The 12,372-nt window shown below is 52.9% G+C and carries 12 protein-coding genes and 1 riboswitch; of the genes, 11 read left to right on the top strand and 1 reads right to left on the bottom strand.

The window, feature by feature from the left end; translation table 11 throughout:
- The first annotated feature begins 12 nt into the window (after nucleotides 1–12).
- The 8 genes from J7J49_RS08405 to J7J49_RS08370 all read left to right on the top strand — a co-directional run bounded on the left by J7J49_RS08405 (nucleotide 13) and on the right by J7J49_RS08370 (nucleotide 7,213).
- Complete coding sequence (locus J7J49_RS08405) at nucleotides 13–1,008, top strand: transketolase family protein (protein ID WP_215091743.1); 996 nt, start codon at nucleotides 13–15, stop codon at nucleotides 1,006–1,008.
- Between the two features lie 89 nt (nucleotides 1,009–1,097).
- Nucleotides 1,098–2,078, top strand: coding sequence for a TRAP transporter substrate-binding protein (locus J7J49_RS08400; protein ID WP_064232490.1), 981 nt, complete (start codon nucleotides 1,098–1,100; stop codon nucleotides 2,076–2,078).
- 15 nt (nucleotides 2,079–2,093) lie between these two features.
- Complete coding sequence (locus J7J49_RS08395; protein ID WP_215091741.1) at nucleotides 2,094–2,663, top strand: TRAP transporter small permease; 570 nt, start codon at nucleotides 2,094–2,096, stop codon at nucleotides 2,661–2,663.
- Complete coding sequence (locus tag J7J49_RS08390; protein ID WP_215091739.1) at nucleotides 2,660–3,919, top strand: TRAP transporter large permease; 1,260 nt, start codon at nucleotides 2,660–2,662, stop codon at nucleotides 3,917–3,919. The genes J7J49_RS08395 and J7J49_RS08390 overlap by 4 nt, the downstream gene beginning before the upstream one ends.
- Nucleotides 3,920–3,926: 7 nt before the next feature.
- Nucleotides 3,927–4,808 (top strand): NAD(P)-dependent oxidoreductase, encoded by an 882-nt coding sequence (locus J7J49_RS08385; protein WP_215091737.1) that lies wholly within the window; start codon nucleotides 3,927–3,929, stop codon nucleotides 4,806–4,808.
- 9 nt (nucleotides 4,809–4,817) lie between these two features.
- On the top strand, nucleotides 4,818–5,669 hold the full coding sequence (locus J7J49_RS08380; RefSeq protein ID WP_215091735.1) for a sugar phosphate isomerase/epimerase family protein: 852 nt from the start codon (nucleotides 4,818–4,820) through the stop codon (nucleotides 5,667–5,669).
- Between the two features lie 12 nt (nucleotides 5,670–5,681).
- Nucleotides 5,682–6,434 (top strand): SDR family NAD(P)-dependent oxidoreductase, encoded by a 753-nt coding sequence (locus J7J49_RS08375; protein ID WP_064232495.1) that lies wholly within the window; start codon nucleotides 5,682–5,684, stop codon nucleotides 6,432–6,434.
- A gap of 59 nt (nucleotides 6,435–6,493) precedes the next feature.
- Nucleotides 6,494–7,213 (top strand): FadR/GntR family transcriptional regulator, encoded by a 720-nt coding sequence (locus J7J49_RS08370; RefSeq protein ID WP_064232496.1) that lies wholly within the window; start codon nucleotides 6,494–6,496, stop codon nucleotides 7,211–7,213.
- Nucleotides 7,214–7,338: 125 nt separating this feature from the next.
- Here J7J49_RS08370 and J7J49_RS08365 read toward each other — a convergent pair whose 3' ends face one another.
- On the bottom strand, nucleotides 7,339–7,815 hold the full coding sequence (locus J7J49_RS08365; RefSeq protein ID WP_064232497.1) for a 6,7-dimethyl-8-ribityllumazine synthase: 477 nt from the start codon (nucleotides 7,813–7,815) through the stop codon (nucleotides 7,339–7,341).
- A 99-nt stretch (nucleotides 7,816–7,914) separates the two neighbouring features.
- A riboswitch (FMN riboswitch) is annotated at nucleotides 7,915–8,079 on the bottom strand.
- A 230-nt stretch (nucleotides 8,080–8,309) separates the two neighbouring features.
- Between J7J49_RS08365 and J7J49_RS08360 the strand changes: the two genes are divergently transcribed.
- The 3 genes from J7J49_RS08360 to J7J49_RS08350 all read left to right on the top strand — a co-directional run bounded on the left by J7J49_RS08360 (nucleotide 8,310) and on the right by J7J49_RS08350 (nucleotide 12,348).
- Entirely contained in the window at nucleotides 8,310–9,320 is a 1,011-nt protein-coding gene (locus J7J49_RS08360; RefSeq protein WP_251048211.1) for an AbrB family transcriptional regulator, read from the top strand.
- Between the two features lie 80 nt (nucleotides 9,321–9,400).
- The gene (locus J7J49_RS08355; protein ID WP_215091733.1) at nucleotides 9,401–11,296 is read left to right on the top strand and encodes an ABC transporter ATP-binding protein; all 1,896 of its coding nucleotides are present in this window, start codon (nucleotides 9,401–9,403) and stop codon (nucleotides 11,294–11,296) included.
- A gap of 44 nt (nucleotides 11,297–11,340) precedes the next feature.
- Nucleotides 11,341–12,348, top strand: a complete 1,008-nt coding sequence (locus tag J7J49_RS08350) for a zinc-dependent alcohol dehydrogenase family protein (protein WP_215091732.1) — start codon at nucleotides 11,341–11,343, stop codon at nucleotides 12,346–12,348.
- The last annotated feature ends 24 nt before the right edge of the window (nucleotides 12,349–12,372 follow it).

Here is a 12,372-nt window from a genome sequence, read left to right as displayed (position 1 = left end):
GGAGGAGATGAAATGAGCGCCAAGAAGAAGCTAAAGACCTCGGCAATGATTGCGTCCATCGCCGGCGAAGACCAGCCCACAACCGCCGCGCCCTTCGGCCATGCGTTGGTAGAGGCTGCTGCGAAAAACCCCAAAATTTTGGGTATGACGGCAGATTTGGGCAAATATACCGACCTACACATCTTCGCTCAGGCCTACCCGGAGCGCTACTACCAGATGGGCATGGCTGAGCAGTTGCTGATGATGGCCAGCGCAGGGATGGCCCGTGAAGGCTTTATCCCTTTCGTGACGACCTATAGCGTCTTCGCCTCACGTCGCGCTTACGACTTTATCTGCCTGGCGATTGCTGAAGAGAAGCTGAACGTCAAGATAGTCTGCGCGCTTCCTGGGTTAACCACAGGCTATGGGCCGAGCCACCAAGCGACTGAAGATATTGCAATTTTCCGTGGCATGCCGAACCTGACCATCATCGACCCCTGTGATGCGGTTGATATTGAGCAGTCAGTTCAGGCGATGGTCGATTTTGATGGTCCGGTCTACCTACGCCTACTGCGTGGCAAGGTGCCTCGCGTTCTGGATCGTTTCGAAGGCTATAAATTCGAGATCGGCAAAGCCAAGCGTTTGCTGGATGGAGAGGATGCTCTGATCATCTCCTCTGGACTTATGACCATGCGCGCGATTGAGGCTGCCGATGAGCTAAGAGATAAAGGCACCAACGTGGCGGTTTTACACTGCGCCACAATTAAGCCGCTCGATACCGATACCATTCTGAAGGAGGTTCGTCGCTATCCTGAACGTCCCGTCTTCGTGGCCGAAAACCACTCAATCATTGGTGGTCTGGGCGAAAGCATCGCATCGCTGCTGATGAAAGAGGGTGTGTCCGTCAAATTTAATCAGATCGGCCTTCCCGATGAGTTTCTGGATGCCGGTGCTTTACCTACCCTGCATGATCGTTACGGTATTTCAACCAAGGAGGTGATCAAAACACTAAAGCAGCACGTTGCCTGAAAGTACTAAGTAGATCATCACGCTAAGACTCCAGCTACGTTAAGTAGCCGCTATTTCTAACAACAAATATTTTAATAGAGAGAAACGTCATGAAAAAAACAGTCCTTGCTTCTGTCATTGCCAGTGCCTTTTTCATTAGTGGTAATGCCGCCGCTCAGCAAACCCTGCAACTCGCCCACAATGCGGCGGAAGGTAACCCCAAGTGGGATGCTTCCGAGCTCTTCGCAGAGCTCGTCGAAGAAGGAACCAATGGGGAATTAATAGTAGATGTGGGTGGTAATGCGCAGTATGGCGACGATATGGAAGCCATCACCCAGATGAGAATGGGAACCTTGGCTTTTAGCACCAATAGTCAGGGCTCGACATCCAGCGTTGTGCCGCAGTTCTCGGTTCTGGGGCTACCGTTTCTGTTTAACTCTCTCCCCAGTGCATGGAAGGTCATGGACGGCGAAGTCGGTGATGAGCTGAAAAGGCTTTCGGAAGAAAAGGGACTTGTTCTTTTGGCGCTGTGGGATAACGGCATTCGTCACGTTAGCAACAATGTTCGCCCTATCGAGACCCCTGCTGACCTGGAAGGTCTTAAGATTCGAACCCCTCCCGATGAGATGACGGTTGATATTTTTGAGGCGCTAAGCGCAAACCCTACCCCAATGAACTTCTCTGAGCTTTATATCGCCCTTGAGCAGGGAGTCGTTGATGGTCAGGAAAATCCATTAATGAATATTTACTCATCCAAGCTTCACGAGGTGCAGGACTATATTTCCTTAACCGGCCACAAGTATGAGTCAACCCCTCTGCTTATGAGCAAGATGGTCTGGGATACGCTTTCTCCCGAATATCAAGAAGTAATTCAGCAAGCGGCCATTGAGGCGGGCGAATTTAATCGCCAAGCATCACTTGAAGCCGACGATGAGCTGAGAAGCAAAATGGAAGAGGCAGGTGTCGCTTTTAACGAAGTGAATCCTGAGCCTTTCATTGAAGCCACTTCATCCGTTTATGACCAGTGGGCAGAAGAGTACCCCGAACTGGTCGATATGGTCGTCAATGCGGCTCAGCGCGAGTCGCAATAACGGAAGGGGCTTTTCATGTCGCTCTCAATGGAGAGCCGCGGCGGTGAAGTGGGCGGGCCCACTTCACTGTTAGCGAGCTCAAAACGTTTGATTTATCACACCTTCAAATGGGTATCCATCGTCGCCGTTGTGACTATCTTTGTGTCGCTATTGCTGGGTGTGGTGGTTCGGTACCTGTTTTCTACCAATTTGGGCTGGGTGTCGGAAGTGCCTAACCTGGTTTTCCCCTGGTTAACGATGTGCGCCATCGTCGCTGCGGCGGCAAGGAACGAGCACATTGGCGTCGAGCTGGTAGTCGAAAAGCTGCCAAGACTACCCAAGAAGGTAGTGGTGTTGGCCGTTAACCTAATAGCAATGATCGCTTTTAGCTTTATGGCAGTCCACGGGTTGGATGTCGTCGAAATTGCAGGCTCCCAGCGATTGCCGATCACCCGGATTGGAATGTCTTGGGCTTATTGGTCAGTCGTCGTTGGTTTTATGGGGTTAGCTGTTATTTCGTTCATCAACATCGCAATGGTGCTCAGCGGAGGAGATCTGAATCAATCCTCTGAACCTCAAGTCGCGCACGGGGAGGAAGGGATATGACGGCCCAGATGCTCATTGGCTTTGTCTTGTTGCTATTAATGGCGATGCCGGTTGGTTACTCGCTGGTTATAAGCGGTTGGGCGGCGCTATCCGTTTTTGGCCCTATGCCATCCAGTATGGCGGTTATGAAGATCTTTCAGCCGACACAAAGTTTTCCTTTGCTGGCGATACCCTTCTTCATTCTTTCTGGTGGGCTGATGATGTCCGGCAAGCTAGGACAGAAGTTAGTGGCTTTAGCCTCCATGTTGGTGGGTAAATATCACGGCGGGCTAGGTCAGGTCACCGTGGTGGGTTCAACGGTCTTCGGTGGGGTCTCAGGGTCTTCGGTAGCAGAGGCGTCCGCACTCGGTTCCATGCTTATCCCTTGGCAAAAGAGGGAGGGTTACCCTGGCGCTTTCGGCGCTGCCGTTACCTCAGCCTCCTCTGTGATTGCTGGCCTGATGCCGCCTTCTATCCCACTTATCCTGTTTGCTACTGTCTCGAACACTTCCATAGCCTCACTGTTCATTGCCGCAGTGATACCGGCACTGATGCTCGCGGGTGGCATGATGCTGGCCTGCAATATCATTGGCAGACGTCGTGGTTTCCCTCGTCTTACGCTCAAGTATACGGGCGCCGAAATAAGAAACACGCTGTTCACCGCGCTACCCGCGTTGCTGATGCCGGTATTTATCGTCGTGCTGCTGCGCGCGGGGATTGCCACACCCACAGAGGTAAGTGTCATCGCCGTTGCCTATGCCCTGGTAGTCAGTAGTGTTATCTACCGTGACCTGACGGCTGATCGTGTCATGAGTGCACTGGTAAACACAGTGATCACCACAGGCATTGTGATGTTAATTATCGCGGCGGCAAACATCATTGCTTACATTCTGACGTCTGGCGGTGTCCCGCAGGCCGTCGCTCAATGGGCTGTCGAGTATCTAAAACACCCTATCTTGATCATTTTGGCGATCAACTTGCTGATGCTATTTATCGGTATGTTCCTCGATTTGCCCGCTGCCATCTTGCTGTTAGGGCCAACGCTGGTCTCCATCGCCAACGCGATTGGGCTAGATCTGGTGCAACTCGGCATCATCATGTGCGTGAACCTAAGCATTGGCCTGTTCACGCCCCCCATCGGCACCACTCTGTTTGTCTCTTCTGCCATTGCCCGTGAACGTATTGGCGCCGTGGTAAAGGAGCTGGGGCCTTTCTATTTGGTGGCCATTGTCGTGTTGTTGCTGGTGTCCTACGTGCCAGCTCTGATTATTTACTGAGGTGGTTATGCAAACTATCGCATTTGCAGGGCTGGGCGCCATGGGGTGGCCTATGGCAACCCGGCTGAAAGAAGGTGGTTTCCAGGTGCTGGGTATGGATGCCGTTGAGTCAACGGAAACGGCTTTCAACGACCAGGTGATGTCACCAGAGCAAAAACAGCGCGGGCTGACCCGTTGCGAAGCACTTTTTATCATGGTGGTAAATGCTGATCAGGTGCGTTCTGTGCTGTTTGGTATCAACGGTATCGAGTCGCTTAGGCAAGGTGCTTGTGTTGTCCAAATGTCGACCATTGCCCCCGACGATGCGGCGGCTATCTCACAAGAAGTCGAGGCGATTAGGCCAGACCTGCACTTCATTGATGCTCCGGTGTCAGGCGGAGTGGTGGGTGCCGAGACGGGTGAACTCACGATTATGGCAGCAGGTACCCAAGATGCTTTGTCGAAATGCCGTCAAGCGTTTGAAATATTAAGCAAAGTTGTCTTTGAAGCCGGGGAACGGCCGGGGCAGGGCGCGGCGATGAAAGCGGTTAATCAACTGCTATGTGGCGTGCACATTGCCGCTGCTGCAGAAGCGCTAGCGCTTGCAGAGAAGAGCGGTATTGATGCCTCAACAATGCTGTCGCTGTTGCAGGGTTCGGCAGCGTCAAGCTGGATGCTGAAAGATCGTGGCCCCAGGATGATCGCTGAGCCAAACGAGATTACCAGTGTGATCGATATTTTCTGCAAAGATATGGGCATCGTCTGTGATTCAGCCAAGGCCTCCAAGGCGTTTACGCCACTGGCAGAAACCGCGCGTCAGCTTTTTATAGCCAGTGCTGAGCGTGGGGAGGGCAAGTTAGATGACAGCCAGCTGATTCGTACCTACCGAATGCTCAACGGAACGGCCTAAGGAGACACAATGCCGAGTTTTATATCTGTCAGCACGGCGGCTTACGACGGCTACGGGTTTGATGTGATTCTGCCATCGCTAGCGCGGTGTGGTGTAAAAAATGTGGAAATTGCCTTTATCGATGGCTATGTAGAAGCCTTTACCGACAGCGACTTTACTGAAGCTTTCGCCAGCGAGCTGAAAAGTGAAATGCAGCGCCATGGCCAGCAGTGCCGCTATTTTTCCGGCCATATTGATTTGGGCATTGAAAACGCCGCTGCCAGGCTTGAAGCACGCTGTCGTTTTGCTGCGTCTTTAGGGGCCACCTGTGTAATTACTAACGCCGCTACGCGTGATCGTGCAGGTACTTTCTTTGCACAGGCCGATACCCTGGCTGCGATTGCTCACCACTACGGTGTGCGCATTCTGCTTGAGAATCCCGGCAATGGCGTTCCTAACTTACTCGACTACGCCGGTGACGCAACGGGCTTGCTTAAACAGCTGGGCGCTCAGGCTTTCGGTATTAATTACGATATCGGCAACCTGTTAGCCCACTGCCCAGCTCGAGATCCGCTTGAAGATGCACGTACGGCAATGAATTTTGCCGACCATTTCCATCTTAAACCCTGCGTGCGCCGTGAAGGCGGCATCGATTTCGTTCCATTGGGAGCAGGGGATGTGAATGACACTGCGCTGGCGTCGCAGCTTCTTCGTCAAAATAAGCCGTTTTCACTCGAGCTTCCATTTCGCCTTCATCGTGATGCCAATGCTCAACCTTGGCGCGATGAACAACCACTGCCACTTGATGTAATCGAGTCGCACATTTCCCGCTCGCTTATGGAGCTGGAGTTACTTCAAAAACAATCGACTACAAATCAATAAAAGGAAAACGTTATGCTACTTAAAGACAAGGTATGTATCGTTACAGGCGCTGCAGGTGAGAAAGGCATTGGCTTGAGAACCGCTAAGCTCTTCTATGAGCATGGGGCTTCGGTCGTTATTTCTGATATCAATCAGCAGGCCTGCGATAAGGTGAGCAGCGAGTTTGACCCAGAGCGCTCGCTAGTAGTGGTTGGAAACGTAGCGAATCGTGATGATTGCTTCAATTTAGCGAAGGCGATCATGGATAAATTCGGCCGCATTGATGTGCTCATCAATAACGCTGGTATTACTCAGCCGGTGAAGTTCGAAGAGATCTTGCCCGAAGACTATGATCGCATTCTGGACGTTAACCTCCGGGGCATGCTGTATATGTCGCAGGCTGTTGTGCCACATATGAAAGCGGCGAAGTCAGGCTCAATTATTAATACCTCTTCGGTTTCTGCGCAGCGGGGTGGCGGTATCTTTGGGGGGCCGCACTACAGTGCCGCTAAGGCAGGCATGTTAGGGCTGGGTAAGGCCATGGCGCGCGAGCTTGGTGCTTTTGGTATTCGCATTAACTCCGTCACGCCGGGATTAATCGCTACCGATATTACCGCTGGCAAGCTGGACGATCAGATGAAAGCCAAGATTTTAGAGGGCATCCCGCTGGCACGAATGGGCACTCCTGAAGATGTAGCCAAGGCCTTCCTGTTCTTGGCCAGCGACCTTTCCAGCTACATTACAGGGGCCACCCTGGATGTTAACGGCGGTATGCACATTCATTGATTATGCTAAGCTGCCCCTATGCTTACGATACGGTATAGGGGTGGCGCTTGGATGATGTTATGAGTCAGATCGATCCGAATCTTTTGGATAGACTTAAGGAGTTTGTGTCGGTCTCCGAGCTGTCTAAAGATGGCCGGTTAAAGCTACCGGCAGAAAGAGCGTTGTGTGAGCATTTTGATATGCATCGTTCGTCGGTTAGGAACGTCCTTTCTTTATTGCAAAGTCTTGGCTTCATCGAACGCAAGCAGGGGAGTGGTACTTTTCTTAAGATGCCCGAACCTGTTTTTATCCAGCTCTATTTTGAGCTAGCGCTAAAGCTCAATTACGTCTCCGTCGATCATCTTGAGACGGCTAGGGAGATGTTTGAAAAAGAGATCGTGCAGGCCGCAGCGGTTAATCATCAGGCTCATGAGCTGAAAAGGCTAGAGTTACTTTGCGAAAAAATCGTGACGTCATCTGATGTTCTTGAGGGCATTCAGGCGGATTATGAATTCCATGAGCTGCTGGCCATTATGGCCAAAAACCCTGCCATATTGATTATTTTTCAAGGGCTATCATCGGTACTTAAAAAAGTACTTCACCAGCGCAGGATTTTGGCAAGGCAATCAAAAGAAGCACAAAAGAAAACTAACGAGACACATATAGCAATTGTCGCTGCCATTAAAACTCGTGACCGGGAGCTTGCGCGTCAAGCAATGCACGATCACTTTGAGACGTGGAATCAGCAGACGATGCGTAGTTTCCCAAAAGCAGAGGGTTTAGGCGTGTTTGCCGAGTAGATGCTGCTCCTCGGCAATAATCCTAAACGGCATTTAGGCTGTAAAAAACCTCTAGATTGACTAGGTTAGCGAGCAGAGATTCAGACTGCTCGCTACCTAAGCATATTCAGAGGGTTGGCAGTGGCCTATTTTAGCCCTTGAATCCTTTTATGGTTTTCCAGGGTCATGACCAACGCTTCTGCGGCTTCCTTGCCTTTGGCGCGGAAATGATCATGGAAAAACGCGTGGTGCGTGCTGTGTTCATGAAAATGATGAGGCGTCAGCACAACTGAAAGGATGGGGATTTCGGTGTCCAGTTGCGCTTGCATCATGCCTTCAATGACCGCTTGGGCAACGAATTCGTGCCGATAGATGCCGCCATCAATGACAAAGCCGGCCCCCACAATGGCGCTGTAACGGCCAGTTTTAGCGAGCAGTTTAGCCTGAAGCGGGATTTCGTAAGCTCCCGCGACTTGGAATATCTCTACTTGATCAGCAGAAAAGCCATGCTCGCTGGCAAGCTGAGCAATAAATGCCTCTCTGGCTTGAGTGACAATATCGTGATGCCAAGATGCTTCGATAAAGGCAACGCGCACTGATGAAGAGTGTTGGGTCTGATTCATGGTCATCCTATGGGGGGATTGTTTACCAGAACCAGGGCATGAGGCATCCAATAGCACAGCACCCGTATGCGTTGGAACGCTACGGGCAATATCACTAGGAAACCTTCTCTTTTATCCGGACTATTACCGTCGGCTCCGGGATCTCACCGAATCTGCTGTCCTCAACCGTCAAGCTTTAGCCATTGGTTGAGCGCTCGTGGGCTTGTCCGCATCGACTGCAGCATCACCACCGGTGGGGACTTGCACCCCGCCCTGAGAAAGTTCGCCATTAATGGCGAAGGCTATTATACGCTGGCTGGATAGTAGATGCAGACTTCGAAACAACTATTTTTGATCAGGAGCCATCGCTTGAAAAGACGCGACGTCAACCCTGAAAGACGACTAATAGTGATAAACTGGCCATGACGCTTAGCAGGATAAGTATCCTGGCGCTTAGCCAAAGGTTGATCATGGGGGGCAGTTTGAAGGGCTACCGTTTCAGTGCAGAGAGTTTAATGTCACTTGCGATTTCGCTGGGTCTAGGTGCCTTGGGCGGCACGTTGTTTCAACTGACCGGTTTGCCCCTTGCCTGGATGCTGGGCCCGCTGATTGCTAACCTGCTGGCTTCTTCACAAGGTGTTAAGGTGTCAGTGCCTGAGCCGCTGCGTAATATGTTTTTAGCGGTAATGGGTATGGTGCTGGGTAGCCAGGTCACCCCACAGTTGGCGCATCGCGTAGTGGATTGGCCTGTTTCCGCCGCACTACTGCTGTTGGGGGTGGCCGCTTCCACCGCCGTGGCCGCTGCCTGGTATCGTCGTTGCGGGTTTGACCCAGTCAGCGCCTGGTTCGGTGCCTCGCCTGGCGCGATGACGGCGATGATCCTGCTGGGTGAAAAGTGCGGTGGCGACCCGCAGCGTATTGCAGTGGCGCAGTCGCTGCGGATCATTTTAGTGATTCTTTTTTTACCGCCGCTATTTTGGGCCTACGAGGGTGGCGGTGAAGGCATTGATCCTGTTCATAGCGGTTTGGAACATGGCTGGATGCTGTTGCTGATTCCGCTGTTATTGCCGCTTGGCCGCTGGCTACGAATTCCCAGCCCCGCACTGCTGGCACCGCTGCTAGTCGCTGCTCTATTATCCGGTGTTGATATTGCTAGCCTTGCTCTACCGGAGTGGGGCATGAACCTTATGTTGTGGGTGCTGGGCAGTGCCATTGGTTCGCGTTTTCAGGGCATGACGCGACAGCTTTTTGGGCGCTATTTATGGCAGTCTGGCGTGGCGACACTGTTAGCGTTGCTGGTACTGGCGCTATTTGCCGAGCTGATTCACCAACTGCTCGGGGTAGGGCGCGATGTAGCGCTGCTGGCGCTGGCACCAGGTGGCATTGGCGAGATGGCAATTTTGGCTGTGGCGTTAAACATCGACCCGGTATTTGTCGCTTTTCATCACCTACTGCGTATGGTGACGCTGATGATTATTGCACCGTTCTGGGCGCGTTGGCTGCTGCGTCATTCGCATTCTTCATGACCTTTTAACGACATCTACACCCTCACACACAACAAATTAAAGACCGTCAATACCAACGCCAGTAACGTAAAGGAACCCTCATGCTATCGCGTGTTTTACAGCCGTTATTTCGTTACTTCGAAACGCGGGTTAATCCCTACCCGGAAGGCGAGGTAAAAACGCCGCCTAAGGGCTTAATGCCGTTTATTGTCCACTTTTCCCGTCCTATGTTGCCGCTATTGCTTCTCATGACGCTGTTCACCGCGCTAGTGTCGGCGGCGGAAGTGGTCTTCTTCAGCTATATGGGCCAGCTAGTGGATTGGTTGGGCAACGTCGAGCGGGCAGGCTTTTGGGCTGAAAACGGGCTGTGGCTGACAGGTCTGGGGCTATTGCTGCTGATCGGTTTGCCGCTGCTGGTGCTGCTGCAGTCGTTGGTTACCCATCAGAGTATTTTCGGTAACTATCCGATGATCGGCCGCTGGCTATCCCACCGCCATATGCTTAGCCAGAGCCTGGCATTCTATCAGGACGAATTTGCCGGGCGGGTGTCGCAAAAGGTCATGCAAACGGCACTAGCGATCCGCGAAACCGTCACCAAGGTGATGGGGCTGCTGGTCTACGCCATTGTCTATTTCACCGGGGCGGCTTTTTTATTGGGACGGGCAGATCTACTGCTACTGATACCGCTGGGGCTGTGGTTAGTAGGCTATCTTGCGATTATGCGTTTCTTCGTGCCGCGTCTGCGTGATGTCTCCATGGCTCAGGCGGACGCTCGGGCGCAAATGACCGGCCGCGTGGTAGATAGCTACAGCAATATTCAGACCATCAAGCTGTTTGCCGACACCGAACGTGAGCAGCGCTATGCTCGCGATGCCATGGAAGGCTTTATGGTGACTGTTCACCGCCAAATGCGGCTGGTGACCATCATGAGCGTGGGCCTCACGATGTTAAACACTGCGTTGTTGGTGGGGACAGCGGCGATGGCTATTAGCGCTTGGTATATGGAGGCAATTTCACTGGGCGTGCTGACGATTGCCATTGCACTGGTCATGCGTATTCGCTTTATGTCTGATTGGATCTTATGGGAAGTCGCCGGGCTGTTTGAGAATATTGGTACCGTTCAAGATGGTATGAATACCATCGCCCAGACGCCAACGATCAACGATGCGCCCAATGCAAAAGCGCTTCAGGTTCCCAATGGCGAAATTGTGTTTGACGCGCTTCGCTTTCAATACGAGCAGGCGAAAGGCGAGAGTAAAAACGTCTTTGATGGGCTAAGCCTGGCCATTAAGCCCGGCGAGAAGATCGGCTTGATTGGCCGTTCGGGGGCGGGTAAATCCACCCTGGCCAATCTGCTGCTGCGCTTTTATGACCTGCAAGGCGGGCAGATTTTGATTGATGGGCAGAATATTGCCGAAGTGACCCAGACCTCCTTGCGCCACCAGATTGGCATGGTCACCCAGGATACCTCGCTGCTGCACCGCTCGCTACGCGACAACATCCGTTACGGCAGCCCTCATGCCAGTGACGAGGACGTTTGGAACGCGGTGTGCCGCGCCCATGCGGATACCTTTATTAATGACTTGGTCGATCCGAAGGGGCGTCGTGGGTTGGATGCCCATGTAGGCGAGCGCGGCGTTAAGCTGTCAGGCGGCCAGCGCCAGCGGATCGCCATTGCACGGGTGTTGCTTAAAAATGCGCCGATTCTGGTTTTGGATGAGGCGACCTCGGCGCTTGACTCTGAGGTCGAAGCGGCTATTCAAGAGCAGCTGGATACGCTGATGGAGGGCAAAACGGTCATCGCCATTGCCCACCGTCTTTCGACCATTGCTATGCTCGACCGGCTGATTGTGGTGGATGAGGGGCGCATGGTGGAAAGTGGTACGCATCAGGAGTTGCTTGCACACAACGGCATTTATGCCAGCCTATGGCAGCGACAGTCGGGAGGATTTTTAGGTCACGACCTTGATCTCGAAGATAACGCCCTCATCTCATAATAGACCAGTCGTTTTTAACGACACACGTTTAATAGGAGGTAGTGATGCAAGCCATTCAGCTGCGAGAGCCCGGCGGTTTAGACAAGCTAGAGGTCGTTGAACTAGCGGCCCCAGGAGAGCCTGGCCCTGGTGAAATTAAAGTACGCCTGCACGCCAGCTCGCTGAATTTCCACGACTACGCCGTGGTCGCCGGGATGATCCCGACGCAAGACCAGCGTATTCCCATGTCGGACGGCGCGGGGGTGGTTGAAGCGGTCGGTGAAGGTGTCAGCGAGTTCGCCGTTGGCGACCACGTGGTCTCAACCTTCTTCCCGCACTGGTTGGAAGGCCCAGCTCGCGTGGGCGATTTTCGCACTACCCCCGGCGACGGCGTGGATGGCTACGCTCGTGAGCAGGTTGTGCGCCCCTTTGAGTGGTTTACTCATCAGCCTAAGGGTTACAGCCATGCAGAGTCCGCTACGTTAACCACCGCTGGTTTAACCGCTTGGCGCGCACTCGTCGTCGATGGAGGCATTAAAGCAGGCGATAGCGTCCTGGTGCTGGGCACCGGTGGGGTATCCATTTTTGCCCTGCAGTTTGCCCGCCTGATGGGCGCGCGGGTAATCGCTACTTCTTCCTCTAACGAAAAGCTGGCGCGGCTGCGCGAGATGGGCGCCGAGCACACCATCAACTACAAAGAGACGCCTGATTGGGGTAAGCGGGTAAAAGAGCTGACCAACGGCGAAGGCGTTGATCACGTTGTTGAAGTAGGCGGTTCTGGCACGTTGCCGCAGTCCATCGATGCGGTGAAAATCGGTGGGCATATCGCGTTGATTGGTATCCTCACCGGCCGTGAAGGTGAAGTGCCAACGGCTAAGCTAATGGCTAAACAGGCGAGCTTAAAAGGTTTGATTGTGGGCAGCCGTCGCCATCAGATCGAGATGATCCGCGCGCTGGAAACCTTCGACATGCATCCGATCATAGATCGTGAATTCCCACTCGCCGACATCGCCGACGCTTTCCGCCATCAGGAATCCGGACAGCACTTCGGCAAAATTTGCCTGACCATGTAAGCTTGTCGTGCAATCAGCAGCCTG

The organism is Halomonas sp. ISL-56 (genome assembly GCF_018612805.1).
In the GTDB taxonomy this organism is placed as follows: domain Bacteria; phylum Pseudomonadota; class Gammaproteobacteria; order Pseudomonadales; family Halomonadaceae; genus Vreelandella.
This window is presented reverse-complemented; position numbering and strand designations above follow the sequence as displayed.